The following is a 26,592-nucleotide window of genomic DNA, read 5'->3' as shown; positions in this document are numbered from 1 at the left end:
GCATCACATTGGCTGTAGATGGCAAACCACCCCGGCTGAGTAGGCAGAGCAACCCGGCGCCCTTCCATCAGGTTGCAATATCGGCCTTCGCCTGCGGTTATAGCGGAACAAATCAGGGAATATGGCAAACATCACTGCCGCAGTACCATTTGGCATCGTGCCGGAATAATCACCAGCTCGGGGAAACTGAGATGACGGGCGGGTGGAGAACTGGTATCAACAGAAATCGAATCCAGATCAATTAAACGCTGAATTAACCTTGCCAACCCGGAACGCTCTTTTTATGGTTGCCCCCTTGTTACACCCAGAACAGCGTTTATGAAGCACATCGAAGAGTTCTACCTGTTCGTCAAGGTGGTGCAAGAGGGAGGATTCTCCCACGCTGCAGCCGCACTGGGCATGCCAACGGGCACCATCAGTCGACGCATTTCCCAGCTGGAAGAGCAACTGGGTTGCTCCCTGCTACATCGCTCTACCCGCAAGCTCCGCCTTACCGATGATGGCCTCAGATACTACGAACGTCTCTGCACGCCACTCGCACAAATCGAGCAGGCCACCAGCGAGATCCAGGGTCAAGAGGCCGACATCACCGGGCTTATCCGGATAGCTGCGCCGATCGCACTCTCCAACACCATCCTCATCGATATGCTGGCCGAATTCGGGCTGCACTATCCCGAGGTACAGTTCGATATCACCCAGACCAATGATCACCAACACCTGTTCGACAATGATCGGGATCTGGTGTTCTTCAACGGTGAGCTGCCCCAGTCGCTGCCCAATGCGATCTGTCTCGGCCATATCGAGTACGGCCTGTTTGCCTCACCACTCTATTTAACCAAGAAGGGCACCCCCTCCCATCCCAACCAGCTGGAAGAGCACGATCTCATCTACTGCTGGCCTCACCAGCACTGGCAGCTGACCGACAAGGATGGCCAGAGCGTCTGCATCAAACGCAGCGCCAAACTGACCGTCAACCAGACCCAGGCCGCGGTACGTGCAGCCCGGCGTCATCTGGGGATCGTCAATGCCCCGCTGCACTATCTGAGCAGCTTCCTCCATGACGAGCAGCTGGTGCCGGTACTGACCGACTGGCAAACCGGCAATCGCCCCTTCTACATGTTGTGTTGCCAGCACCAGTTCGCTCCGTTGCGTGTTAAGATGTTCGTTGAATTTGTTGAAAAATACTCAGCACGCTATCGCAATCGGCAGTGGGACAACCAATTTTCACAAGGTGATAGCCTCACCCATTGCATCTGACCGTTAGCGGGCCACACTTATAGCATCCCTTGCCAACAGAGCCTGCCTAACGCCATGAATGTATTGATATGTGATGACTCCGGGTTCGCCCGCAAACAGCTGGCGCGGGCGCTCCCGGCCGACTGGAAAGTCGATTTGCACTACGCAGCCAATGGTCTCGAAGGGATCGAACAGGTGCTGATGGGTCATGGCGATCTCATCTTCCTCGATCTGACCATGCCGGAAATGGACGGTTACGGCGTGCTGGAGACCCTCCAACGGGAGGGTCTACGCAGTAAGGTGATCGTGGTCTCCGGGGATATCCAACCAGAGGCCTATCAACGGGTCATGGGGCTGGGGGCGCTCGATTTCATCAAGAAACCCGCCGCCCCAGAAACCCTGCTCGCCCTGCTCAAAAAGCATGATTTCTGGAGTGCCGCCCCGAGCGGTCAAGCAAGCGTCCCCGAACTGCAGCCAAACGGCGTTGTAGCCGATGCAGGCGTCAAGATCACCCCCGAAATCCGCGATGTCTATCAGGAGCTGGCCAACGTCTCCATGGGTCAGGCCGCCGACTTGCTGGCTCGTCTACTCAACGCCTTCGTGGTACTGCCTATCCCCAACGTCAACGTGCTGGAGGTCTCCGAGCTGCACATGGCCCTTTCGGCCGCTGCGGATTCAGATACCCTCTCCGCCGTCTGTCAGGGGTTTATCGGAGCGGGGATCGCCGGTGAAGCGCTGATCCTGTTCCATGACTCCAGCTTCAAAGATTTGGCCAAGCTGATGAACCATCAGGGGACGCTGGATCGCACCGCCGAACTGGAGCTGTTGATGGATACCGCCAACGTGCTGATCGGCGCCTTCCTGCGCGGCTACGCCAACCAGCTCGACACCCCCTTCAGTCAGGGGCACCCTGTGGTGCTCGGCCAGCACAGACCCATCAACGAGCTGATCAACACCAACAAGAGTCGCTGGCGCCGCACGCTCGCCATCGAGATCAACTACCGGATCCAGGATTACGCGGTGCAGTGTGATCTGCTGCTGCTGTTTACCGAAGATTCCATCGCCACCATGAACAACAAAATCATGCACATGCTCTAGGAGTGACTATGGAAATCCGTGAATTTCATTGGCTGATGAACATAGTCCAGAACCTGGACGTAGGCCTGGTGGTGCTCGACAAGGAGTACAAGGTTCAGGTGTGGAACGGCTTTATGGAGAGCCACAGCGGCCGACTGGCCAGTGACGTGCGCGATGGCGTACTGTTCGAGCTCTTCCCCGATGTGGACAGAGCCTGGTTCGAACGCAAGGCCAACATGGTCTTCAAACTCAACAACCGCGCCTTCAGCACCTGGGAGCAGAAGCCCTATCTGCTGCGTTTCTCCAACTACCGCCCCATTACCGGCTCGGCCCCCCATATGTTCCAGAACCTGACCCTGGTGCCACTGGCCGATTTCGGCGGTCAGGTGACCCACATCGCGGTGATGATCTACGATGCCACCGATGAGGCCATGCTGATGAGCGGCCAGCGGCAGGCTTGAGCTTGCAGCAAATAACAGAGGGCGCCGCGGCGCCCTCTGTTATTTCGGTATGAACAGGTCTTGGTATAACCTCTACCTGACCAGCCGTCTCAACGCGCTCCAAGATACTCGGTGAAGGCGTCGATCACCTCTTCAATATCGTCATCGTTGATTTGCAGATGGGTCACCAGCCGCAGCTCGCCGTAACCGGAGAAGAGGATCCCCCGCTCCTTCATAAAAGCGAGCAGAGGGGCCGATTCCCCCTCACGCAGCCGCAGGAACACCATGTTGCTCTGCACCAGCGAGAGGTCGAGCTCGATGCCCGGGAGTGCAGCCAACCCTTCGGCCAGCCGTTTGGCACGGCGGTGATCATCGGCCAGACGGGTCACATGCTGCTCGAGGGCAAACAGACCGGCTTGCGCCAGAATCCCCGCCTGACGCATGCCCCCCCCCAGCATCTTGCGTAGGCGGCGCGCACGGGCGATGAAATCGTGGCTGCCCACCAGCAGCGAGCCCACCGGTGCGCCCAACCCCTTGGAGAGACAAATCGAGATACTGTCAAACGGTGCAGCGATCACCTCGACCGGGGTCTCGCTGGCCACGGCGGCGTTAAAGAGCCGGGCGCCATCGAGATGAAGCTTCAAGCCGCGATCGGCAACGAATGCCCCCATCTCCTGCAGATAGGAGAGCGGCAGCACCTTGCCGTTGTGGGTGTTCTCAAGGCAGATCAGGCGAGTCTGGACGAAGTGGGCATCATCAGGGGCCAGCGCAGCCTTGATATCATCGAATGCCAGCGTGCCATCGCGCTGCATCGGCAAGGGTTGCAGGGCTACGGAGCCCAGCACGGCACTCCCCTGCGCTTCATAGCGATAGATGTGAGCGGCGTTGCCGAGGATAGCCCCCTCACCGCGCTGACAGTGGCTCATCACCGCCAACAGATTGGACATGGTGCCGGACGGCACAAACAGCGCCGCCTGTTTGCCCAGCAATTTGGCCCCAAAGGCCTCCAGCGCGTTGACGCCCGGATCTTCACCATAGACATCGTCACCGACTGCGGCGTGGAGCATGGCTTGACGCATGGCGTCAGTAGGCTGGGTGACGGTGTCACTTCGTAAATCGATATAGCGCATGAGATCCCTCCTGAAACAGGAGAGTGACGTTAGCCATGCGCCCCTCGCTTGGCAAGGGGCGCATGAGCAGAATGTGAAGCCAATAGACGTCCATAGAACCCGCAGGCGGGATTTACCAAGGCAGCGGCTGACCTTTGAGATCCAGCAGCTGACCCGATTGGGTCAACGATAACCCCTCGATGAGATTGAGCAGCTTCACCGCCACCTCGGCAGGCTCCTGCAATTGCTCCGCAGGCAACTCGCTCAGAAAGGGAGCATTCATCGGGGAGTCCATCAAGCCGGGCGCCACCGCCACCACCCCCGCTTGCGGGAAACGTTGCGCCCACTCGAGGGCCAGAGTTTTCACCCCCATGTCGAGGGCCGCCTTGCTCATCCGGTAGCTGTAACGTCCCCCCTCCAGATTGGCGGTGATGGAGCCCGCCAGATCGGAGATGGCACAGAGCCACAGCGGATGGTCATTGCCCATCAACCGACTGAAACGGGCAGCCAGCGCCAGCGTTGGCCAGGCATTGGCAAGCAGGCTGTCGCACAGCCACTTGGGGTGCACCTCTTCGACCCGCCGCTCTGGCATAAAGCTGACATCGTGCAACAGGCCGATGGTGTTGATCACCACAGTGGGAAGCGGATCGGTGTCGTAGAGGGTAAACAAGGCGTCGAACGAGATGGCGTCCACCTCTTGCAGCGGGAAGAAGGCCCCCATCTCGATCCCTTTTGGATAGGTGCGCCCGGCCAGAAGGAAGGACTCCCCCCTTGCCATCAGCTCTCTTGCCAGCGCCGAGCCCAGCGCACCGCTTCCGAGGATCAAGTAGCTCATCGCCCATTCCATGGAGACTTATCTTGCTTAGAGCGTATCAGAATAATCAACCGGCCGTGACACGACCAAAGGGTAATATGCCCCTCATCACGCTTCCCCCAGATGGCGACCAAACTCCCGCGCCAGCGCCAAGTCGAGAAAACCGTCCGCTTTCTTGTGGGTGCGCAAAAACTGGTAATAGGCGAGCAGGGTGACCAGCGCCTCCTCATCGGGCAGCCCCACCCCGGGTTGCTGCTCGCCCAGCAGTTGCTGCGCCGCAACCAGCGCCTCCCTGTCCACCACTTCCGCCTGACGGTAGAGATAACCGCATCCGGTCGCCAGCCACTCCAGCGAACAGTTGGCCCCCATGGCGATCTGGTTGGCCCGCGCCAGGCCAGGCTCGGCCCCCTTCAAATATTTGCGGATCAGCGCTTCACTGAGCCCCACCTTGCGGGCAAAGGCGCTCACGCTCATCTCCCCGATCAGGCTCTGCAAGCGCTCGGCAAATCCTTCCATCCAATTATCTCCCCAACTCTCTTCGGTCAGAACCAAAGTTCGAATCATGCCACTGTCCATTATTGCTTTGCCAGCCACATGGGGCCAAGATGCCCGCAGTCATCCATGTTGCACATCGTTTTCGCATCGCGTTTTTAAAGGAGTCAACCATGTCTGTATCCCGTGTCGCCCTGCATCCGCAAGGCCCCACCTTCTCTCGCCTCATCATGGGTTACTGGCGCCTGATGGAGTGGCAGCTCTCTCCGGCCGCTCTGCTCGATCTGATGAAATATCATCTGGATCTGGGGGTCACCACCATCGATCACGCCGATATCTATGGTGGCTACCAGTGCGAAGAGGCCTTTGGTCACGCCCTACGCCTCGAGCCTTCCCTGCGCAGCCGGATGGAGATCGTCACCAAGTGCGGTATCGCCCTCACCGCCAAGCCGGAGCATGCTCTCAACCACTACAACACCGGCAAGGACCATATCATCGCCAGCGCCGAGGCCTCGCTGCGCAAGCTCGGCACCGACCATCTGGACCTGCTGCTGATCCACCGCCCGGATCCCCTGATGAACGCCGATGATGTGGCCGACGCCTTTATCACCCTGAAACAGGCGGGCAAGATCAAGCACGCCGGGGTATCCAACTTCACCGCCCGTCAGTTCGAGCTACTGCAATCGCGCCTCCCCTTCCCGCTAGTCACCAACCAGCTGGAGATCTCGCCGCTTCATCAGGAAGGGACCCTCGATGGTACCCTGGATCAGTGCCAGCAGCTTGGCATCAAGCCGATGGCCTGGTCATGTCTCGGCGGCGGCCGACTGTTCAGCGATGAGGCCTATGCCCCGCTGCGTGCCGAACTGGAGCAGATCCGTCAGGAAGTGGGCGCCCAGACTATCGAGCAGGTGGTCTACGCTTGGGTAATGATGCTGCCAAGCCAGCCGCTGCCATTGATTGGCTCCGGCAAGCGGGAGCGGATTGCCGCCGCCGTGGCCGCCGAATCCATCGAGCTTAACCGCCAGCAGTGGTTCCGCATCCGCAAGGCGGCGCTCGGTTACGACGTCCCCTGATAACAGCAAAACATTCAGAAACAAAAACGGCATGGGGGAAACCCATGCCGTTTTTTTATTGCCGAGGTACCTTAGCGGTGGCGCTGTTGCGGGCGACCACGGGGAGCATCTGTCTTCGGTTTGGCCTGGTTGACGGTGATGGTACGGCCACCGACTTCTGTGCCATGCAGACCAGCGATGGCCTTCTCGGCATCACCATTGACCGGCATTTCAATAAAACCAAACCCCTTTGACTGGCCGGTATCGCGGTCGATAATGATATCAACCTTGTCGACCTGTCCAAACTGGCTGAACAGGGTTTTCAGTTCGTCGGCCGTCATCCGGTACGACAGATTTCCTACGTAAATCTTCATGCCATCCACTCTCGATTCAAGGTGCCTTCTCTATGCAATTCCCAGCATAACGGTAAGGGCACAACCCCTATGCCGGACCTGCCATGGCTTCATGCCGTGGCCTTCTCCACACTGTCGTCAAGTGATTGATCTCTTGGGTTAACAGTGCAGACAAGATCAATTCGAGTCACTGGCAGTATCTGAGCTTTGCCGGGAATTGTCGAGAAAATAGTCGACTCAGGCCGATTGCAGATCTGACAACCGTTGCGCCAGCATCCGGCGACCGTGCCAGGCCCGTTTAAAGCCGAAGCGATAGACAGACGGGCTCACCAGATGGAGCTCCCCCGCCTTGAGATCCAGTAAGGCAATGGCCGCCGCCAGCTCCTCTGCACTCAGTTGCAGATCGAGGCTAAAGTCGAGCCACTGGCCGTCGTGGCCCACTCGCCGCTCCCGTTCAAGCGCCACCAGCTGGCTGCGGGGCAGCGCCAGCGCCTCATCCTTGTTGCCATTGAGCAGATAGATATGCTGTTCGTCCCACCCCAGTTCCGCCAGGCGCCAGGGCTGCCAGCTGCGGGGCAGCGACACCATGATCCCGGTGATGCCACCAAAGACCACGCCCACCCAGTTGAGCAGCGCCATGGCGCCCCAGCCATCCCACAAGGAGGCCACCACCACGCCCCAACTCACCAGCAACAGCAGAAAAATGACGCAGCGATAGCGAACCGCTGGCGGCATCAACAGCTGCACCTGAGAACCGGCAAGCAAGGATGTAATACGCATGAAAAGCTCCTGTCATCACGAAATGGCGCCATTGTGAATAGCCATCAGGATGCTGACAAGGGGGTTTTCTTTGTCATCCCCCTATAAAATCAATACCATGGCGTAAATGATTCTCAGTGGAACCCGCTTCTTGACCAGCTCGCAACCCTGTGTGCGCTTTTGTGGCGTCGACAAATTCTATGGCGACTTTCAGGCTCTTCATCACATCGATCTCACCATTGAACGGGGAGAGAAGTGGGTCATCTGTGGTCCGTCAGGCTCGGGAAAATCGACCCTGATCCGCACCATTAACGGGCTGGAGGGGATCGACGACGGCCAGCTGTTCCTGTTTGGCGAGCCGGTGACCCCTTCCTACCTGCGCCGCCTGCAAGGTCGGGTTGGCATGGTGTTTCAGCAGTTCAACCTCTTCCCCCATATGACGGTGCTGGAAAACCTGATGGTGGCGCCGGTGCATACCCTGGGGTTGCGCCCCCAGGAGGCCAAAGCCCGGGCGCTCGGTCTGCTCGAGCGGGTGCGCATTCAGGCTCAGGCCGACAAGTACCCTCACCAGCTCTCCGGCGGCCAGCAGCAGCGGGTCGCCATCGCCCGCTCCCTCTGCATGCAACCCGAGCTGATGCTGTTTGACGAGCCCACCTCCGCCCTCGACCCCGAGATGATCCGCGAAGTGCTCGATGTGATCCGCGAGCTGGCTGACGAGGGGATGACCCTGATCTGCGTTACCCACGAGATGGGCTTTGCCCGTCAGGTGGCGGATCGGGTGCTCTTTATGGATGAAGGGAAGATTATCGAGTCGGCCCCGCCCGCCCAACTGTTCAACGCCCCTCGTCACCCACGTACCCGGGCCTTCCTCGAACAGGTGCTCAGCTATCATGGCTAAGCTCAAACGCCCCCGCCTGCTTGGCTGGTTGTCAGGCACTGTGATGCTCTGTGCGCTACTGGGCTGGGCGCTCTATAGCGGCGCTCGCCAGATGGGCTATGAGTGGCAGTGGCCACGGGTGTTGCCCTTTCTCGGCGAATGGGATGAGGGAACTTTTTATGCCGGCCCCTTGCTAAACGGCCTGCTGGTCACTTTGCAGGTGGCGCTGCTCAGTCTGTTGGGCACGATGGCGGTCGGTCTGTGCGTGGTTAGCCTGCGGCTGCTCCCCTCCAGGCTCGGCCCCTGGCTCGCCATCGCCTATCTGGCGCTGGTGCGCACCACGCCCCAGCTGGTGCAGCTCTATATTCTCTATTTCTTGCTGGGCCCCATGCTGGGATTGGCCCCCCTTGCCTGCGCCGTGTTGAGCCTCTCCCTCTATCAGGGCGCTTTCACCGCCGAAGTGCTGCGTGCAGGCGTACAGGCCATTCCCAAAGGACAGTGGGAGGCAGCCCAGTCGCTTGGCTTGTCGCGAACCATCACCCTGCGCAAGGTGATCCTGCCCCAGCTGGTGCGCATCACCTTGCCGCCGCTGACCAACGAGCTGGTCTCCCTTATCAAACATTCGGCGCTGGTGAGTGTGATCGCCATCTTCGATCTGACCAACGAAGGGCGTACTCTGGTTGCCGATACGTTTCTGACCTTTGAGGTGTGGTTTACCGTGGCTGCCCTCTATTTGCTGTTAACCCTGACGCTGTCAGCCTGTTCGCGGGCGCTGGCCCGTCACCTGAATCCGGATCAACAAGGACGCTAACCATGAATTTATCGTTCAAAACCGCCCTGTCGGGCGCGGCCCTGCTACTGACAAGCCTGCTCACTCCCGCATTGGCACAAACTGCCCCCTCCGACACCCAGGCGCAGATCGAGCAGAGCGGTACCCTGCGGGTCGGCATGTCCACCTTTGCCCCCTGGGCGATGCGCGACAAGCAGGGGGCCCTGATCGGTTTCGAGATTGACGTGGCCCATCGCCTCGCCACAGATAACGGCTGGCAGGTAGAGTTCGTGCCTACCGCCTGGGATGGCATCATCCCCTCCCTGCTGGCGAAAAAATATGACGTCATCATCGGCGGCCTCACCATCACCCCCGAGCGGGAGAAGAGCGTGCGCTTCACCCAGGCCTACTCCCATTCGGGGGTGCAGCTGGCCGCCTCCAGCACCATGGCCAAAGAGAAGAAAACCGTGGCGGACTTCAACCAGCGCGGGGTGATCTTGGCGGTACGTCGTGGCGCCTCACCGGTACAGGTGGCAAAAGAACACTTCCCCAAGGCCACCCTGCGCCAGTTTGATGACGAGTCACAGGTATTTCAGGAGGTGCTGAACGGCCGCGCTCACGGCGCCCTCTCCTCTTCCCCGAAACCCGAGCAAGAGGCGCTGCGCCACCCCGATGCCCTCTTTATGCCGTTTGCCGAGCCGTTGGCACAAGGCGATGAAGGCTTTGCCCTGCGCAAGGGGGATGATGCCCTGGCTGAGCAGTTCAACGAGTGGATCGCCGCCCGTCAGGCCGATGGCTGGCTCAAGGCGCGCCATGACTACTGGTTCAAGTCGCTGGCGTGGGAAGCGCAGGTCGCCAATCCCTGATGCTGATGGCCCTCAAACAGACCATCCGGCGCATCGTCCGGAAGCCATGTCGGAACATCAACTGGCTGGATGGGGCGATCGCCCTGATCCTGCTGCTGGCTGGCCTCTGGCTGGCCAGCCGCTTGCACATCGGGGTGGCCTATCAGTGGCGCTGGCATGAGGCCTTCGATCTGCTGTTCACCCCTGGCCCTCACGGCGAGTTGCCCTACTTTTTCAGCGGTCTGCTCACTACCTTGCGCATAGCCCTGCTCGGCATGGTGTTGGCGCTGCTGCTCGGCACTGCGCTGGGGGTAGCCGCCTTCAGCCGCCGACCCTGGCTGGTGATGCCCGCGACCCTGTTTATCCAGCTGATCCGCAATCTGCCGCCGCTGGTCTTTATCTTCATCTTCTACTTCTTTATCGCCAACCAGCTGCTGCCTTCGAGCGGCCTCTCCCGCTGGCTCGGCACCGTATCACTCTCCCCGTGGCAAGAGGCGCTGTTTGGCCCACCTGCCCGCTGGGAGAACCTCATCTCAGGCACCCTCTGCGTTGGCATGATCAGCGCAGCCTTCGTCGCCGAGATCGTCCGCGCCGGGCTGGCCGCCATCCCCCGTGGCCAGTGGGAGGCGGCGCAGAGCCTCGGGCTCTCTCCCTGGGTGCGGCTGCGCCATGTGATCCTGCCGCAGGCCATGCTGCTGATGTTGCCCCCCCTCACCGGGCAGCTCATCGCGCTGGTGAAGGATACCGCCATCGTTTCCCTTATCTCGGTGCAGGAGCTCACCTTCGTCGGCACCGAGATGGCCAACTCCAGCGGACTGGTCTACGAGATCTGGCTGCTGGTGGCCGCGGCCTATTTATTTATATGTTTGAGTCTGTTCGTATTGCTGAGCCGACTCGAAGCAAGACAAGGAGCACGCACATGCTGACGTCCCTGTTGCTGGCGACTGTATTGCAAGCGGAAGCCATCGGTGGTTATGCCGCCGGTTGCCTGAAAAACGGCGTATCCCTACCCCTCGAAGGGCCGGGTTATCAGGTGATCCGTACCAAACGGCTGCGCTACTACGGCCACCCCGACCTCATCCACTATCTGCAAGCGCTGGCCAACCAGACCCGCATGGCCGGGCTGCCGGATCTCTATATCGCCGATCTGGCGATGGCCCGGGGCGGCCCCTTTACCTCCGGCCATCGCAGCCATCAGACCGGACTTGATGCCGATATCTGGTTTCGCATGGCCAACCGTCCCATCAGCAAGTGGGAGCAGGATGCCCCCAAGGAGTGGGCACTGATCGACGAACCCAGCTACAAAATGTTACCGGGCCGCTTTGGCCCACAGCAGCTCACCCTGCTGCGGCTTGCGGCCAGCAAACCCGAGGTGGCCCGCATCTTCGTCAATCCGGTGATCAAATCCGCGGTCTGCCAACAAGCTGGTAACGAACCCTGGGTCGCCAAGCTACGCCCCTGGGTGGGCCACTTCAGCCACTTCCACGTGCGGCTGCGCTGCCCGGTGGGCAGCCCCGATTGTGAACCCCAGGCTCCCATTCCGCCCGGCAATGGCTGTGGGGAAGAGCTGGCATCCTGGCTAAAAGACAAGCCCCAGCTGCCCAAGGTATCCGGCATCAACAAGCGACCTGAACTACCTGCGCGTTGTGGCAACTGACCCCAAGCTGGTATGGTTATGCACTCTTGGTCGTACACCATCCATGGCGCACTATCGACTCGAAATATCAAAGGAGAACAACAAGATGGCCACATCACTCTGGCGCAGAACCACGCAGAGCCTGTTGACCCTGACCCTGCTGCTCGGCCTGACCGGCTGCGGCATGAACAATATTCCGACCCTGGATGAGCAGGTCAAGGCGAGCTGGGGGCAGGTGGAGAACCAGTATCAGCGCCGTGCCGATCTCATTCCCAATCTGGTGGCAACCGTCAAGGGCTACGCCAGCCATGAGCAGGAGACCCTAAAGGCGGTCACCGATGCTCGTGCCCGGGTCGGCAGCGTACAGGTGAGCGATCCTGCCCAGCTCAAGGAGTTTGAAGCGGCGCAGAACCAGCTCTCAAGCGCCCTCTCCCGCCTGATGGTGGTGGTAGAACGCTACCCCGAGCTGAAAGCGGATCAGCAGTTCCTTGCCCTGCAGGCCCAACTGGAAGGAACCGAGAATCGCATCTCGGTGGCTCGCCGCGACTATATCGAGGCGGTACGCCAGTTCAATACCGAGATTCGCACTTTCCCCGGCGTTATCTGGTCCAAGCTGCTCTACTCGGATCTGGAAGCCAAACCCAGTTTCAGTGCCAAACCCGGTGCCGATGAGGCGCCCAAGGTCAGCTTCCAATGAAGATGATGCTGCGCTGGTTTCTTCCCTGTCTGCTGCTCTGGGCCAGTGCCCTGCAAGCGGCACCCGACTTCCCGACGCTGAGCGGACGGGTGGTGGATGAAGCCAGTCTGATGTCCCGCAAACAGGCCCATCAACTGACCCAACAGCTGGCCGCCTTTGAAAAGCGCAGCGGCATCCAGCTGGTGGTGGTCTCCGTCGACAGCCTCGATGGGGAGACTATCGAGGAGTACGGCTACCAGCTCGGTCGCCACTGGGGGATCGGCCAGAAAGGCAAGAACAATGGCGTGCTGTTGCTGATCGCCCAGGATGAGCGCAAGGTGCGGATCGAGGTAGGCTATGGATTGGAAGGCGCCCTGCCCGACGCCATCGCAGCCAACATCATCCATGGCCGCATCCTGCCCGCCTTCAAGCGCGGCGATATGGTGGCCGGGATCATGGCGGGCAGCCAGAGCATCATGAAGGCACTCGCCGGAGAGTATCAGCCGGTCGAGCAGCCAAAGAGTGACAACGGTGGCGGCCCCTGGCTGTTTATTCTGGTGGTGATTGCGATGATCGTGCTCCACAACCTGCGCGGCGGTGGTGGCGGTGGGCCGGGAGGACGACGTCGGTCGACCTACATGGCCGGTGGATTGGGTGCCGGCTCCTTTGGTGGTCGCTCCGGCGGCGGATTCAGCGGTGGCGGCGGCAGTTTTGGCGGCGGCGGAGCCTCCGGTGGCTGGTAACAGGAGTAAAGAGACAAATCATGATTTCTAAACAGTTCTTCCACACGCTTCAGGCCAAGGTGCGCGAAGCGGAGCTAGAGACTGATGCTGAACTGGTCACCGTGCTGGCCCCGGCCAGCGATGGCTATCGCTACATTCCCACCCTCTGGGCGGCGCTGCTGGCGATGCTCACCCCGCTGCTGGTGTTCCAGCTCGGCTTTTGGCTCGGCTGGTACGAAATCCTGCTGGTGCAGTGGTCGGTCTGGCTGCTGCTGAGCCTGCTGTTCCACTGGACCCCCATCAAGATGCGGCTCATCCCGAAGAAGGTTCGCCAGCACCGGGCGGCCCTGATGGCTCGCCTGCAATTTGTCGAGCAAGGGCTGCACCGCACCCGCGACCGGCTCGGGGTGCTGATCTTCGTCTCGGCCGCCGAGCACTATGTAGAAATACTGGTGGATGACGGCATCGCCCAGCATATCGACAACGGCCAGTGGCAGGAGATCATCGACGACTTCGTGGCACGAGTGCGCAACAAGGAGATCGAACAGGGTTTTCTGGAGTGCGTAGAGCGCGTTAGCGCCATTCTGACCGACGCCTTCCCAGCCACCCGGGATCAAAACGAGCTGCCGGACAGTCTGATCATCCTCGACAAGCCCTGATCCGGTTTAAAAAATCGGCATTCTGCACAAGGGTTAGGCATTCGGAAAAGATTATGAAAAATAAGGGGAAAAGTGGTTGACCCACACAGCCCTTTCCCCTAAATTACGCCCCGTTCCAGCACAACAGCGCAGCGAACGAAAATTTGGTGAGGTGTCCGAGTGGCTGAAGGAGCACGCCTGGAAAGTGTGTATACGGCAACGTATCGAGGGTTCGAATCCCTCCCTCACCGCCAAATTTAAAAAAACCGACCTCAGGGTCGGTTTTTTGCTTTCCGGCAAACACCTATGCCGACAAGTGAGCCAGAGCCACGCAGTGGCGGATCATCCACGCGCTCCCACCCCCAGTTTTCAAAGGCTATGTCCCAATTACGTGTTGAATGGGGCGCCCCAGCGCCTCATACAAACATGCTTTGATATTTACGCCTTTTCCGTAACGCTCCAGCATCCGGCGCCAACCCAAGTAGTTCTTCAGGTAGTGCGTCGCCACGCCATGGAACCGCTCCATCCACTCTTTCAACCGATGGTGATACCCGTTTACGTGCTGGATGTGATACGCACCGACCACCCGTTCACCTTGACGATTGCGCACCACCTGATGGGTTATACCCTGTTCCTTGCTGAAACAGGCATACACACCCGCTCCATCGCTACACAGCACCGCATCTGGTGACACTAACGGCTTCAACACCGCGATGACCGTCTCGGCATCTATTTTCTCCAACTGAAAATCCGCATGGTGGCCTGCACGGTCTTGTACCACCATCACCGGGATGTAATCTGGCCCGGTTCCACGAGTTCGACCTTTACCACCGCGATGACGTGGTGGACGCGGCAGTCCCCGCTGCCCCTTGAACGATTCAAGGAAAAAGGTCTCATCAACCTCAACGATGCCCTCTTCCCGGGTGGCCTGATGGGTTGCCATCGCGCGCAAGAAGCGGTGACGCCAGAGGAACGCGGTGTTTTTGCTGACCCCACAGCGCCGTGCAGCCTGGCGGATAGTCAGTCCTTCGATGAGAGCTTGCGCGTAATCTTCCCAGCACTGTGCTTTACGCAATCTGGCCAAGGGCGTCTTGGTCAGAACGGTGCTGGTGCGCAGACACAGTTTGCAACGGTAGCGGCGCAGCCCCCGACTCCATCCCCAAGGCGCCAGCTGGGTGACATCGGCCTGACAATGGGGGCAGCCACTGCATGCCGGTAACTGAGTATTGAGCGAGGTAATGGTGTGGGGTGCAGTGAGCTCCTGCTGAGCAACACGGCGCTGGCGCAGGGTTAACTGGGGAAAAAGGGACAACAGGTGTTGAAAGGCTGGGGTATCCATGATGGTAGACCTCAAGGTGATGGCCTACTTCAAGATTAGCCTTTCAACACGTAATTGGGACAGAGCCTTTTCAAAGCCCTGATGGAACATCAGAGCTTTTCGTATTGCCAGCTCACGCCCCCTACCTTGCTTTTGTGATTGCCCCACCCGACAAGCGTTCCTTCCTGTCACAACAAGAGCAACAAGAGGCGTTGTTTCTCAAATCAATACAACTTGAATGGAACCAACTGAGGGCTCTGTGATCTGATCACCAAACCAAGCAGAGATAATAGACACGGAACAGGACCTTGAAGAGCATGTTAAAAGAACTCAATGCTTAAGGCCCTGTACATGATCATTTTATAGTTTTAGATATTTCACACTTGATTCGATCTATTGATGGTTGACATGCTGGACGACTAAATATTTTGTATGTTGATAAATGAGGGAGGCGTACAAGCAAGGAAACTTGATCACCCCGTTCGTAACGCTGAATTTGGTATCTGACTCTCCCCCAGCCAATCTGTTCATTGATTTTTTCAACCATCTGGAAACCATGCTTGATTAAATGGCTATCCAGTTCATCAAATACGATTTTCGAAATCGCGATATAGAGTTTACAGTGAACCTGCTTTATACGCTCATTCCATATTTCACGAGCATGTTCAAGCCACTCATCCTTTCCTTTTAATGTATGCCAATTTCGTGAGCGAGCGGGAATATAGTTTGTCATCAGAGAGCCATCCATGAGCTGTTTGTATGATACACCCAGTTCATCGCCAATCATTGTATATAAGGCTCTCATCTGCTGTTGTAGCGGTGCTTCACCCTCCTCGCAGCCCTTCCAAGGTTCACTGTAGTATGCACATTCAGACTCCACTGAAATTGCATTGGTATCACATGGTCCACCACCTGGATTTATACCAAAGAATGCGACAGGATACTGAGGGGATAGCATGTTATCATACCTACAGAAAAGCAGGTCCCATCCCATATCATTCTTTAAGTTATCATATTTTTTTGGATGAACGCAAACAGACTCTCTTTACACAAGAAATTGATATCCGTACTCATACATTGTCCATTACATCGTCAAAGTGGAAGTTAGATTGTCATTCCGAATTAAATAAAAGTCAACAAAATAGCGTTTTTACCATTTATGTTTTAAAAGGAAAATTTCATTACTCGTATTTGTCTATTTTAGAAGCCTTTTTGTTTTTCAGGGGGGATGACTTTTAACTGTTGAAAGTTCATTGCAGATATCAATTCTTCCCCAAGTTCCAAAGGGCTTTATACATAGTGACATGATTTACTATCTCTGTAGTTTAGTCACAGCCTTGAACTTGTCATGTTGACTTCGCTAAAAATTTATTTATGGCCATAATACCCAGTTCCATTTTTATTCTTGCGGAGACATTTGCTGAGTGAATATGAATTTGGGGCAGGATGAAATGATTTGTCATTACCTCATTTTCTATCCAGAGAATCACGTCGTATCCGGTTCCTCTATCATCATCACCGAGGTCATGCTCAAGACTAATTTCAGTCACCATCTCTGTTTTTAGCCATGCAATCGCCTCCTCCGGCCAAAAGACACGAATCCACCCTACCGGATTTTTTCTTTCATCGTCCAGATACAATTTCATACCATTTTTTCTAGGTTCAGTTCCAATACGTGAGCAATCCCGCGATAGGCCCCATCAACAATCAGCTCACCGGGAAACGGTAGTCTGGATGACAAACCAAGATCGGGATCGATGTAGTAGACACATGCGCCAGGGTTGATGTTTTGTAACAAAGAACTCGCAGGCTCAACAAGCAAACTGGTGCCGACAGCTACTACTATATCAGCCTCGCAGAGCCAGCGACGAGCTTGTTGATACTCATAAACATTTTCGCCAAACAGCACGATATCTGGGCGCAATTGTGAGCCAGTGGATGGGCAGCGATCACCGATCGCCACATCCTCATGCCAAGGCTGCCGATATTTTTTGCTACGAAAACCTATGGGGACCAAAAACTGGATTGAACCATGCAGATGAAGGACTTCACGGCTACCTGCTCTCTCATGTAAGTCATCAATATTTTGGGTGATGACTCTAACAGTACATTTCTGTTGTAGCAGGGCTATCAGATAATGCGCCTGTGAGGGGGCGGCTTCTAACATGGTTTGACGCCGTTTGTTGTGAAAGGCCAAGAAGCCAGCCAGATCCGTACTCATGCTATTAGCGTGGGAATAGCACCAGCTCTCATGATTACGCCAAATGCCCTCACTTCTAAACGTGGGCACACCGCTTTCCGCTGACAAGCCCGCCCCGGTAAAGAAGAGGATTGTGGGATGGTAGTGTTGGCCAGTTACCGAGGCTTGTGCTCTTTTTTCTCTGTGACGGCGCTGATGTCTTCGTGCTCGGGAAGAGATTGGTTGCATACGACCACCTTTTGTTAAGGTGTGACCGGCCCACCCGATTGATTTGTTACTGAACCAGGGGGTTGGGATCACACCTCATGACTATGTTCCTACTCACCTCGTTGAGGTAAGAATGAGGGGGAGCGGCAGTTACCAGCTGAGCTCAAACAAGCTGCGACTAATGGATGTTATTGCACTGGCAGACCTGGCACTTTGTTTACTGAAGGGTTCGCTATGCATGAAAAACCAGTAGCGATACTCCTGAGCAAAATGATCACATGCCTGCAAGAGTGGCTCTCGGTAATCGCTTCTTATACGCTCCGTTATGGCCTGCTGTTCATCCAGATGCAGAGCTTTGAGGCCAAAGCCATGTTGTCGGACACACCAGTCGACAGCACACAATGCGGTTAACTGGTTGTATCGCCTAAACGGTCGGATTGAACTAATCAGATAAAACAGTTCAGCCCCTCTGGCAAAGATACAGGGATAGGCCTCCTCCCTGATTTGATTTTGCTGGACCCGCATGATGGTCCAGTCCAGGATTTGCAACATCCCCTGGGTGGTTATAGTGGGTTTTTGATCAATGGAACGACTGACGAAACGATGGACTTGCAGGACTTTTCTTGTTGAAATCATGGTTGCTTACTCACACAGTATTTAGCGCAAAGCACACTCGTGTAAGGAAGATTTAGAAGCCTTGAGTTAATGCCGGGGACGATTCTGTGGCGAGGTGAAACAACTTTCCCAAGATACAGATTTGAAGAGGATGGCGGAGATCAGATTACCGCCCCCTTGGTTATTTCCCTTCAAGCTTCATCGATTTGCTCCTCTTCAACATACCTCCCTCTGCGGACGTTACCCAGCGCCCATTAATTGCTCAGCGATTGGATTTCATTTTGAAAAACTGATACTTAAGTAGCTACACTAGCCATTATCAACATGCAGGGACGTGTAAAAGATGAGCTTGATTGGCTTGGTACTGGCGTTGATCGCCATCCTTGGCGGCAACATGATCGAGGGTGGTCATCCCAGTGCACTGCTCGATCTGCCCGCATTTCTTATCGTGATAGGTGGCACCATAGGTGCTGCGCTGACCCAGTTCCCTTTCTCCGTCGTCGGCAGCACCATGAGGCGTTTCAAATGGCTGCTCTCTCCCCTCAAACTCGACCTGCTGGAACAGGCCCAGTTGCTGGAGACCCTGGCAGGCAACGCCCGCCGCAGCGGTATGCTGGCGCTGGAAGGGATGATCGAGGAGATCAAGGATCCCTTCCTGAAGAAAGGGGTGCAGATGATGGTCGATGGCTACGAGAAGGCCAAAATCCACGAGGTGCTGGAGAACGAGATCGAATTTGAACAGGAAGATCTCGAACAGACGGTCAAATTCTATGAAGCCATGGGCGGCTACTGCCCGACCATGGGGATCGTCGGGGCGGTATTTGGCCTGATCCACGCCATGGGTCTGCTTGATGCCCCCGACAAACTGGGTGGCGCCATCGCGGTGGCCTTTATCGCCACCATCTACGGGGTATCCGCCGCCAACCTGATCTTCTTGCCGTTCGGCAACCGCTACAAGGGGTTTGCCCACCAGATCCGCCACTACAAGGAGATGACCCTGACCGGCATTCTCTGCATCGTGGATGGCGAATCCCAAGCGCGCCTGCAAGTTACCCTCGAACCTTATCTGGGAGGTCACGGTGGCCAAAAAGAAAAAGGCTGAAGCACCGGAGAACCACGAACGCTGGCTGGTCTCCTATGCCGACTTCATGACCCTGCTGTTCGCCCTGTTTGTGGTGCTCTACTCCTTTGCCATGGCAAAGCAGTCCGAAACCCGGGTGCTTATCCAGGGCTTTATCGAGTCGCTGGGTAAAATCGGCCTCATCTCCCCGCCTGCCGGCTCACCTTTGATGCAGGGGGGCACAGGGATTCTCGAGCCAGAATCAAAAACTACGCCGAGCAGCCCGAAAGAGGAGACTGTGCTGGAAAAAGATGCCCCCATGGCGGCATCGGACCCCTTCAACGAGACCATAGGTGCCTCGGAAAAACCGAGCACCACCGAAGCTTGGCCCCACAAGACCCAGGAGCAGGAGTGGGTGCAGGTGACCAAGCAGAAGCTTGAGCAGCAGCTAAAGGCCCAGATCGAATCGAAGGATCTGGAGGTCGAGCAGCTTGGCAGTCAGCTGGTGATCCGCATTGGCGAGAAGGCGCTGTTTCCCGCCAATTCGGCGTTCCTGCAGCCCCAGTTCATCCCGCTGGTCAACAAGATCGCCGGCATTTTGGCCAACATCCCGGGGCAGGTAGTGGTCACCGGTCATACCGACAACTCCCAGGCGCCGGTGGAACTCTATCGCAACAACTGGGAGCTCTCGGTGCTGCGGGCCTCCTCCATCGTGCAGACCATGCTGACCAATCCCCAGCTGGATGCCAGACGAGTCATCGCTCAGGGTGTGGCCGACACCCAACCCCGCTTTGCCAATGACACCCCCGAACATCGCCAGGCAAATCGCCGGGTCGATATCACCCTCTCTCAAGGCAAGGCAGCAGAAGAGTCACTGCAACTGCTCAAGCCCTGATCCCCCCGCTCCCGCTTCGCGCGGGAGCCTCTTTTTAAAAACAAATAACTCAATAATATCAATACCATAAGATCTTAATGATAATGATTGCCATTTATTGTCAAGTGGTCAGGCCTCTGCAATAATGCCGCCCCTCAGGCTTAAATAAAAACAATTATCATTATGAAAAAACTGCTTCAGGCATGGCCGGCACTCCTGTGTGCCTCCGCTGGCGCGGCCGATCTTCCCCCTGTGGAGAAGGCTCGCAGCGACGACACCATCATTGTCACCGGGCAACGGGTACAACAGAAACTCTCCGATGTTTCCGGCTCCATCACCGTCATCACCCAGGAAGAGCTGGACCGTCAGGTCGCCAGCGAGCTGACTCATGTGTTTCGCAAGATCCCCGGTGTCTCGGTCACCGGCTCTGCCGGGCGACCGCAAAACATCAGCGTGCGCGGCATCGGTGGCAACCGTATCCTGCTGATCAAGGATGGGGTGCGCGTCAGCGATGGCTTTGGCGCCGACAACATCAATGACAAGGTGGGTCGCTTCAACTTCGATCTCGATGACATCAAGCAGATTGAGGTGGCCAAGGGGGCCGGCTCCTCCCTGCATGGCTCCGATGCCATCGGCGGCACCGTGGTGATGAATACCAAGCAGCCGGAAGATTATCTGCAACAGCAAGATAGCTATCTGGCGGCCAAGACCCTCTACGGAGGCGACAGCAACAAGAAGAAACTCAGCATGACCGGCGCGGTACGGGCACTGGAGAGCGAACATCTGTTGCGCCTCTCCGGCTGGCGTGGCAACGAAACCGCCAACTTTGAGGAGAACCGCATTCCGGCTGATTTGGATGGCATGAGTGCCTCCACCAGCAGCCGCCTCCCCCTCAATGCCCATCACGCTCTGCGGCTGGAGCTGGACTACTACGAGGATCACGCCAAACGCCAGATGGGGCCCAAAGCGGTGCCCCAACCCGATGGCAGCTGGGACGTGGTCGGTTTTCAGGAAGATGGCGATCAGCGCACCCAGGGCGGCAAGTTCAGCTGGGAGGCCAACGATCTGGGCATGATCGATACCCTCAACTGGAGCCTGTTTGGCAACCAGTCACGCAACGAAGCCAACCAGCGCCAGCTGCTGCGCAACGATGCCCTGAGCGGCTATCCCAGATATCGCAGCCAGCGCACCCTCTCCACATTCGAGGAGCTGCGCCTTGGCAGCGAGCTGGAGTTGCAGAACAAGCTGAGCACCGGCTCGCTGGATCACACCTTCAGCTACGGTGTGGAAGTGGAGCAGGCCAACCACGAGCGGCCGGTCAGCAATTTGACCCTGGAAGATGGCATCACCACCCAAGGACAGAAAGCCCCCTTCAGCAAGGCCGAGACCCGCCGCGATGGCATCTGGCTGAGCGATGTGATCGATCTGGGCAGCTGGCAGTTTACCCCGACCCTGCGCTTTGACCGCCAGCGCCTGCGCGCACCGGACAGTAATCTGGCCGAGAACCACAGCGACCACATCTCCCCCAGTGTGGCGGCCAGTTACCGCTTCAACGAAACATGGCGCAGCTGGCTCAGCTATGCCAACGGCTTCCGCGCCCCCGCTTACGATCAGGTTTACGGCAACATTCCTCACTACTTTGCCATGCCGCCGTTCGAGATCATTGCCAACCCCAACCTCAAGGAGGAGACCAGCCACAGTCTGGAGTGGGGAGTGAATGGCCAAAGCGACAACTGGAGCGTCAAACCGGCCGTTTTCTACAACCGCTACTACAACTTCATCGACTGGCGCCAGACCGGTTTTCGCCTCGATGACGGTGTCTTCCTGCGCCAGTATCGCAACGTCGCCAAAGCAGAAACCTGGGGCGCCGAGCTGGCCGCCAGCCTCTGGCTGAGCGACGAGTGGGAGCTTTCGACCAATCTGGCCTGGATGGATGGCAAAGATCACCGCGGTGAGCCGCTGCGCACCCAGACACCGCTGGAAGGCAACACCACCCTGCGCTGGCAACAGCTCGACTGGGGGGTTGAGCTCAGTGGCAACTATGCCGCCGCCATGACCAAGGTGCCCCAGTGCGCCAATGCGCAGACTGGCTACAACGGTGCCTGCCAGAGCAGCGCAGGCTGGTTCAGCCTGGATCTCACCGGCGACTGGCAGATCACCGAAGCGCTAAAGGTCAATGCCACCATCGGCAACCTGCTCGATACCCGCTATGTCCGCTATCAGGATGTGGCCGGACTCCCGGCTGGCAGCGACACCTCCCTCTACAGCCAGAGCGGCCGCTACCTGTCAGCCAGCCTCAGCTACCGTTTCGTGGGGATGTGATGAAACATCATGCAATCATGGCGGCCCTGTTGGCCGTCCCGTTGGCGTGGGCGCAAGAGGCCCTGCCACCGCCGATCCCGTCCCAGCCACACCTGATTTCAGGCAATCCCGTACGCCAGGATCCCTACTTCTGGTTGCGGGACGAGAGCCGCAGCAACCCGGCCATACTCGCCCTGCTCAAGCAGCAAAATCGCTGGAGCGAGCAGCAACTCGCCGCGCAGCAGCCGCTGGAAGCAACCTTGCGCGCCGAGTTTGCCAGCCATCCGGCGGGGGAACCCGTGCCAGACAACTGGCTTGTGCGCGGCGATCAGGCATGGCAGCTGCGCCCGGATGGCTCACTCTGGCAACGCCACGGGGGCAAGGTGCAGCAGCGGCTTCCCGCCAGAGCGGGTGAGGGCTATTACGAAGCGGGCGGCTGGGCACTGAGCCCGGATAACCTCACACTGGCCATCGCCGAAGACAGGCGCGGCGATCTCGACTATCAGGTCACCCTGCTCGATCTCCAGAGCGGCAAGGTGCTGGCCAGTTTGGCACAGCGCAGCGCTGATCTCGCCTGGTCACAAGATGGTCGCACCCTCTACACCATCGCCAACGAGCGCTACACCCTGCGCCCCTGGCAGCTGCGCGGCTGGCAGGATGGCCAGGAGCAGACTCTCTATGAGGAGCTGGATCCCGCATGGCTGCTCAGCCTCTATCGCACCACGGATGGCCAACATCTGGTGTTGCAGGGCAACAACCACGACAGTTCGGAGCAGTACCTGCTCGACTCGGGCAAGCCGCAGCAGGTCAAACCCCGCCAGCGCGGGGTGGAATACTATCTGGACAGTCAATCCGGCTGGGTGATCAAGAGCAACCGGGAGGGGACGTTTGCCCTCTACTCAGCCAGCACGCCGCTCAGTGAGTGGCAGCGCCTGTGGCCCGCCAAAGAGGAGGATCTCGGCGATCCCGAGAAGTGGAGACTGTTTGATCGCCATCTGGTGGTGCAGTTTCGCCAGCAGGGGGAGGATTGCCTCGCCCTGCTCGACCGCAACGGCCATGAACGCCAGCGCCTGCCGCTGGCCAGTGGCGCCGGTACCGGCTGGCTGCAAGGAGAACATGACCCGGCCAGCGACCGTATTCTGGTGCGCAGTCAGGGCTTGAGCCAGCCCCCCGGCCAACGCTGGCTGGATTTGAACAGCGGCCACTGGATCAACGACCAGCACACCGCAGGCAATAAAGCATTGCCCTATCAGAGCGAGCGGCGCTGGATCACCTCTGCCGATGGCACCCGGGTGCCTGTCTCGCTGGTGTGGCGCAAAGATCTGGCCCCTCGCGCTGTACTGCTCTACGGCTATGGCGCCTATGGCACGCCGATGCGCCCCTACTACCAGAAAGAGCTGTTAAGCCTGCTGGATCGGGGCTTTGTCTACGCCATCGCCCATGTGCGCGGCGGCGGCATGCTGGGGGAGCAGTGGACCCGCGACGGACGGGGCATCCACAAGCAGAACGGCATTAGCGACTTTATCGCAGCCGGTCACGCCCTGCGCCACTGGTCGCCCGACGCCGCTCCCCTGCCCCTGTTTGCCATGGGGGGCAGCGCGGGGGGCACGCTGGTTGCTGCGGCCCTCAACCAGCAACCGACACTCTTTAGCGGCGCCGTGTTGCAGGTTCCCTTCGTCGATATGCTCGGCACCATGAGCGATCCTGCCCTCCCCTTGACCCGTCAGGAGTACCAGGAGTGGGGCAATCCGGCCAAGCCCGCAGAGTATCAGGCGATGCGCCGCATCAGCCCCTACGACAACCTGCACCGCGCCCCCTACCCGCCCCTGCTGGTCACTACCGCCCTGCACGACAGCCAGGTGCCCTACTGGGAGCCGATCAAGTGGCTGGCCCGCCTGCGGGAGCACAGCACGGGCTCCGGCCCCTACCTGCTGCTGACCGAACTGGAGGGGGGCCACCGCGCCGGTGGTGGCGATCGGGCTCGTGAATTTGCCTTCTTGTTGCATCTGGCGGGGATCAACCAATGACCCCGCCGCTGATTGGGAGTACCACTATGAAACCCCTGTTGCCCGCCCTCTTGCTGGGGCTGGCTGGCTTTTCCACTCAGGCCGCCGAACTGCGTTTTGTCGAACAGGACGCCCCGGCCGATACCCGCCTCTGGCTCGAACAGCAGCTCGGCGTCACCTTGAGTGATGCCCCGGCCTATCAGCGCCAAGGCAAGCTGGGCCACTATCTGCATTATCGCCAGCAGCTCAATGGCGCACCGATCGCCGGCCTGATGGCCGCCGTCAGTCTCGATGAGCAGGGTCGCCCGTGGCGCCTTTATCACAATACCCGGCTGATGCAGGCACAGGCGCCATGTGATGAAGCAAGCCGCGCCGGGGTGGATGCCTATACCGCCACGCTGGATGGTACTGTGTGGCAATTCGCTGGCAGTGACGAAGCCCAGCCCTGGTACTGGCAGGATGGCGACACCCTGACTGCGGCCTGGCGTCTGCTGGCGGTGGAAAGCCAGCCGGGCAACAGCAAAAGCAGCCACTGGCAACTGTTTGTCACCTGCGATGGCAGCGCCCTGCTGGGGCGCACGCTGCAAGAGGCCAACACCCGTGCCGAAGCGGTCCCGCTGGCAGGGGAAGCGGCCACAGTGCAGGCCCGCATCTTTGCCCTCGACCCACGCACCCAACTGCAAGATGGCAACCTGCTGTGGCGCCACGATCTGGTGCTGGACAACGGGGCCTATCGCACCGTCCCGCTCAGGGTACAAAAGGTGGATGACACCTACCAGCTGAGTGGCCCACGCGCCCGGGTCGTGGATGGCACGGCGCCGGAAACAGCCCCCTTTAGCAGCCCTGATGCCGATGGCTTCCAGCTGGATCACCAGCAGCCCGCCTTCCTCGATATCAATGGCTACTACCATCTGGATCTGGCCCAGCGCCATGTGGAATCCCTTGGCTACCCAACGCTGATGGGCGGCCCCCTGGCCATCGATACCGATGCCGGGGAGCAGGACAACTCCCTCTATGACCCCTTCCTGCGCCGGTTGGAAATTGGCCGGATAGGGGTACCCGATGCGGAAGATCCCATGGTGATCTGGCACGAGTTTGGCCATGCGGTGCAGCACCATATCCTGCCCGACATGGGAGAAGAGGGTGACTGGGGCGCCATCGGCGAGGGCTTTAGCGACTATCTGGCCGCCAGCTGGCGCCAGCGCAGTCCAGAGGCTCGCCAGTTCGAGCCTTTCATGGTCTTCAACTGGGATGCCAGGATCAGCGGCCGAACGCCCCGTCAGCTCGATGATCTGCGAGCGCGCTATCATCCGGGCTTCCTCTATCCGGCTCACCTCACCATCAACGGCAGCAACGGCGACCAGCTGTGGGGCACCCCGCTCTTCACCGCGCTGCGCCAGGCCGTTGAACAATATGGCGAGGTAGCCCGTGACGAGTTCGATACCCTGCTGATTGAATCCCACTTCGGCCTCGGCCCGCAGGTGCGGATGCCCCAGCTGGCGCGGGTCACCGTAGATACCGCCAACCGCCTCTATCCGGACCGCAGCTATGGCAAGCTGCTGGAGCAGGCCTTCCGCCACCACGCCCTGCTGCCCACTCCCATCGCGGCCCGCCTTGCCGATGACAGCTACCTGCTGCCCGGGGAGAAAAAGAGCCTCGCCATCGAATTGACCAACCAGAGCGGCCGCCCCCTGACCGTGACCGACGCCAGCCTGCTCCCGACCAAGGGGCTCATGGGTGACGGTCACTGGCAGGGAGAGCTCAACGCCGATGGCACCGCCCGCTGGACCCTGCCGCTGGAAGCGGCGAGCAACCTGAGTTGTGGCGAGGCAGTCACCTTGCCGCTGCAGTTCCAGCTCACCCTGCCCAGCCCCACCGAGCGCCAGACCCGCCTTGACCTGCAACTGCCGATCGGTGAACCGCTCTGGCAGCGGGCCATCGGCCAGGGTGGCCAGATAAAGGATGCGGTGAGCAATGAACGGCACGGCCTGTCCCGCTTCACTCTCACCCTGCCCGAGAGCAAGGCCCGCATCGACAGCGGATTCGTGGTCGCCCTCGATCTGGAGCACAGCAAACTGGAGCAGCTGGAGATCTGGCTCACCTCCCCTTACGGCACCCGGATCAGCCTGTGGAACAAGGGTTACGCCAGCCATACCCGGCTCAAAGGGGAGTTCCCCCGTGAACTGGTACCGTTCGAATCACTCGATAAGCTGCACGGCGAACCGCTCTCTGGCCGCTGGCTACTGGAGATCAACGACACCAGCGCCGGTGACACCGGTCAGTTGCGCAGCTGGCGGGTCGCCCAGCAAGTCGGCGCCCGCTGTGACAAGGATGAAGCCCTGCCCAACACCGGCATCATTCCCCTTGAGCAGGATGAAGGGGGTGGCGGCACGACTTCCCCCCTGCTGCTGTTGCTGGCCCTCTGGCCCCGCCTCTGGCGCCGGAGCACCCCGCGCCGTTGAATCCTGCACCACGGGGGTTACCGCCCCCGTGTACCTGTGACCGAATCAAGGAAT

At 58.7% G+C, this 26,592-nt stretch carries 26 protein-coding genes and 1 tRNA gene; 18 read left to right on the top strand and 9 right to left on the bottom strand.

What is annotated here, in order from left to right; genetic code table 11:
• Positions 1 to 318 precede the first annotated feature (318 nt).
• The 3 genes from AB5Y84_RS14690 to AB5Y84_RS14680 are packed head-to-tail and all read left to right on the top strand — an operon-like array spanning position 319 to position 2,774.
• A complete protein-coding gene (locus tag AB5Y84_RS14690) occupies positions 319 to 1,257 on the top strand; it encodes a LysR family transcriptional regulator (protein WP_005337171.1) in 939 nt (312 codons plus the stop codon).
• Between the two features lie 54 nt (positions 1,258 to 1,311).
• The gene (locus AB5Y84_RS14685; protein ID WP_157160969.1) at positions 1,312 to 2,334 is read left to right on the top strand and encodes a response regulator; all 1,023 of its coding nucleotides are present in this window, start codon (positions 1,312 to 1,314) and stop codon (positions 2,332 to 2,334) included.
• Positions 2,335 to 2,342: 8 nt separating this feature from the next.
• Complete coding sequence (locus tag AB5Y84_RS14680) at positions 2,343 to 2,774, top strand: PAS domain-containing protein (protein WP_005337175.1); 432 nt, start codon at positions 2,343 to 2,345, stop codon at positions 2,772 to 2,774.
• Positions 2,775 to 2,863: 89 nt separating this feature from the next.
• On the opposite strand, the gene ltaE is transcribed toward AB5Y84_RS14680, so the two are convergent.
• The 3 genes from ltaE to AB5Y84_RS14665 form a co-directional block, all read right to left on the bottom strand.
• Entirely contained in the window at positions 2,864 to 3,883 is a 1,020-nt protein-coding gene (gene ltaE / locus AB5Y84_RS14675; protein ID WP_368177243.1) for a low-specificity L-threonine aldolase, read from the bottom strand.
• 112 nt (positions 3,884 to 3,995) lie between these two features.
• A complete protein-coding gene (locus AB5Y84_RS14670; protein ID WP_167572577.1) occupies positions 3,996 to 4,697 on the bottom strand; it encodes a short-chain dehydrogenase in 702 nt (233 codons plus the stop codon).
• A gap of 87 nt (positions 4,698 to 4,784) precedes the next feature.
• Positions 4,785 to 5,192, bottom strand: a complete 408-nt coding sequence (locus AB5Y84_RS14665) for a helix-turn-helix domain-containing protein (protein ID WP_368177242.1) — start codon at positions 5,190 to 5,192, stop codon at positions 4,785 to 4,787.
• 149 nt (positions 5,193 to 5,341) lie between these two features.
• On the opposite strand from AB5Y84_RS14665, the gene AB5Y84_RS14660 reads away from it, so the two are divergent.
• Positions 5,342 to 6,241, top strand: coding sequence for an aldo/keto reductase family oxidoreductase (locus tag AB5Y84_RS14660; RefSeq protein WP_227342566.1), 900 nt, complete (start codon positions 5,342 to 5,344; stop codon positions 6,239 to 6,241).
• A 71-nt stretch (positions 6,242 to 6,312) separates the two neighbouring features.
• Here the strand turns inward: AB5Y84_RS14660 and AB5Y84_RS14655 are convergent, their stop codons facing one another.
• Both AB5Y84_RS14655 and AB5Y84_RS14650 read right to left on the bottom strand, forming a co-directional pair.
• Complete coding sequence (locus AB5Y84_RS14655; RefSeq protein ID WP_005337180.1) at positions 6,313 to 6,594, bottom strand: RNA-binding protein; 282 nt, start codon at positions 6,592 to 6,594, stop codon at positions 6,313 to 6,315.
• A gap of 216 nt (positions 6,595 to 6,810) precedes the next feature.
• On the bottom strand, positions 6,811 to 7,353 hold the full coding sequence (locus AB5Y84_RS14650) for a hypothetical protein (RefSeq protein ID WP_368177241.1): 543 nt from the start codon (positions 7,351 to 7,353) through the stop codon (positions 6,811 to 6,813).
• Between the two features lie 106 nt (positions 7,354 to 7,459).
• Here AB5Y84_RS14650 and AB5Y84_RS14645 point away from each other — a divergent pair, with 106 nt between their 5' ends.
• The 9 genes from AB5Y84_RS14645 to AB5Y84_RS14605 all read left to right on the top strand — a co-directional run bounded on the left by AB5Y84_RS14645 (position 7,460) and on the right by AB5Y84_RS14605 (position 13,749).
• The gene (locus tag AB5Y84_RS14645) at positions 7,460 to 8,230 is read left to right on the top strand and encodes an amino acid ABC transporter ATP-binding protein (RefSeq protein ID WP_075115892.1); all 771 of its coding nucleotides are present in this window, start codon (positions 7,460 to 7,462) and stop codon (positions 8,228 to 8,230) included.
• Positions 8,223 to 9,020, top strand: coding sequence for an amino acid ABC transporter permease (locus tag AB5Y84_RS14640; RefSeq protein ID WP_368177240.1), 798 nt, complete (start codon positions 8,223 to 8,225; stop codon positions 9,018 to 9,020). The genes AB5Y84_RS14645 and AB5Y84_RS14640 overlap by 8 nt, the downstream gene beginning before the upstream one ends.
• A 2-nt stretch (positions 9,021 to 9,022) precedes the next feature.
• Positions 9,023 to 9,844 carry a transporter substrate-binding domain-containing protein gene (locus AB5Y84_RS14635; protein WP_368177239.1) on the top strand — a complete coding sequence of 274 codons (822 nt, stop codon included), beginning with the start codon at positions 9,023 to 9,025 and terminating at the stop codon, positions 9,842 to 9,844.
• Positions 9,844 to 10,749, top strand: coding sequence for an amino acid ABC transporter permease (locus AB5Y84_RS14630; protein WP_101529945.1), 906 nt, complete (start codon positions 9,844 to 9,846; stop codon positions 10,747 to 10,749). Before AB5Y84_RS14635 ends, AB5Y84_RS14630 begins: the two co-directional genes overlap by 1 nt.
• Positions 10,743 to 11,480 carry a penicillin-insensitive murein endopeptidase gene (gene mepA / locus AB5Y84_RS14625; protein ID WP_005359850.1) on the top strand — a complete coding sequence of 246 codons (738 nt, stop codon included), beginning with the start codon at positions 10,743 to 10,745 and terminating at the stop codon, positions 11,478 to 11,480. Before AB5Y84_RS14630 ends, mepA begins: the two co-directional genes overlap by 7 nt.
• 85 nt (positions 11,481 to 11,565) lie before the next feature.
• Positions 11,566 to 12,156 carry a LemA family protein gene (locus AB5Y84_RS14620; RefSeq protein WP_005346564.1) on the top strand — a complete coding sequence of 197 codons (591 nt, stop codon included), beginning with the start codon at positions 11,566 to 11,568 and terminating at the stop codon, positions 12,154 to 12,156.
• Positions 12,153 to 12,878, top strand: a complete 726-nt coding sequence (locus AB5Y84_RS14615) for a YgcG family protein (RefSeq protein ID WP_005351128.1) — start codon at positions 12,153 to 12,155, stop codon at positions 12,876 to 12,878. Before AB5Y84_RS14620 ends, AB5Y84_RS14615 begins: the two co-directional genes overlap by 4 nt.
• Before the next feature lie 20 nt (positions 12,879 to 12,898).
• Complete coding sequence (locus AB5Y84_RS14610) at positions 12,899 to 13,516, top strand: TPM domain-containing protein (protein WP_005337196.1); 618 nt, start codon at positions 12,899 to 12,901, stop codon at positions 13,514 to 13,516.
• A 145-nt stretch (positions 13,517 to 13,661) separates the two neighbouring features.
• Positions 13,662 to 13,749: transfer RNA gene (locus AB5Y84_RS14605), tRNA-Ser, on the top strand.
• A 122-nt stretch (positions 13,750 to 13,871) separates the two neighbouring features.
• Here AB5Y84_RS14605 and AB5Y84_RS14600 read toward each other — a convergent pair.
• From AB5Y84_RS14600 to AB5Y84_RS14585, 4 genes are all read right to left on the bottom strand, one after another.
• Entirely contained in the window at positions 13,872 to 14,834 is a 963-nt protein-coding gene (locus AB5Y84_RS14600; RefSeq protein WP_368177238.1) for an IS1595 family transposase, read from the bottom strand.
• 334 nt (positions 14,835 to 15,168) lie between these two features.
• Positions 15,169 to 15,771 (bottom strand): hypothetical protein, encoded by a 603-nt coding sequence (locus AB5Y84_RS14595; RefSeq protein ID WP_338771357.1) that lies wholly within the window; start codon positions 15,769 to 15,771, stop codon positions 15,169 to 15,171.
• Positions 15,772 to 16,159: 388 nt separating this feature from the next.
• A complete protein-coding gene (locus AB5Y84_RS14590) occupies positions 16,160 to 16,459 on the bottom strand; it encodes a cyclic-phosphate processing receiver domain-containing protein (protein ID WP_368177237.1) in 300 nt (99 codons plus the stop codon).
• Positions 16,456 to 17,241, bottom strand: a complete 786-nt coding sequence (locus tag AB5Y84_RS14585; protein WP_323927704.1) for a Sir2 family NAD-dependent protein deacetylase — start codon at positions 17,239 to 17,241, stop codon at positions 16,456 to 16,458. Before AB5Y84_RS14585 ends, AB5Y84_RS14590 begins: the two co-directional genes overlap by 4 nt.
• A 937-nt stretch (positions 17,242 to 18,178) precedes the next feature.
• Between AB5Y84_RS14585 and AB5Y84_RS14580 the strand changes: the two genes are divergently transcribed.
• The 5 genes from AB5Y84_RS14580 (at position 18,179) to AB5Y84_RS14560 (ending at position 26,538) form a co-directional block, all read left to right on the top strand.
• Positions 18,179 to 18,937: a flagellar motor protein gene (locus AB5Y84_RS14580; RefSeq protein WP_005351127.1), complete on the top strand. Its 759-nt coding sequence runs from the start codon at positions 18,179 to 18,181 to the stop codon at positions 18,935 to 18,937.
• A complete protein-coding gene (locus AB5Y84_RS14575; RefSeq protein WP_368177236.1) occupies positions 18,915 to 19,790 on the top strand; it encodes a flagellar motor protein MotB in 876 nt (291 codons plus the stop codon). The genes AB5Y84_RS14580 and AB5Y84_RS14575 overlap by 23 nt, the downstream gene beginning before the upstream one ends.
• A gap of 162 nt (positions 19,791 to 19,952) precedes the next feature.
• On the top strand, positions 19,953 to 22,091 hold the full coding sequence (locus tag AB5Y84_RS14570; protein ID WP_368177235.1) for a TonB-dependent hemoglobin/transferrin/lactoferrin family receptor: 2,139 nt from the start codon (positions 19,953 to 19,955) through the stop codon (positions 22,089 to 22,091).
• Positions 22,091 to 24,097: a prolyl oligopeptidase family serine peptidase gene (locus AB5Y84_RS14565; RefSeq protein WP_368177234.1), complete on the top strand. Its 2,007-nt coding sequence runs from the start codon at positions 22,091 to 22,093 to the stop codon at positions 24,095 to 24,097. Before AB5Y84_RS14570 ends, AB5Y84_RS14565 begins: the two co-directional genes overlap by 1 nt.
• Entirely contained in the window at positions 24,094 to 26,538 is a 2,445-nt protein-coding gene (locus AB5Y84_RS14560) for a proprotein convertase P-domain-containing protein (protein ID WP_368177233.1), read from the top strand. Before AB5Y84_RS14565 ends, AB5Y84_RS14560 begins: the two co-directional genes overlap by 4 nt.
• Positions 26,539 to 26,592 lie beyond the last annotated feature (54 nt).

The sequence above is a fragment of the Aeromonas sp. s11 genome (genome assembly GCF_040907945.1).
Lineage (GTDB): Bacteria > Pseudomonadota > Gammaproteobacteria > Enterobacterales > Aeromonadaceae > Aeromonas > Aeromonas veronii.
This window is presented reverse-complemented; position numbering and strand designations above follow the sequence as displayed.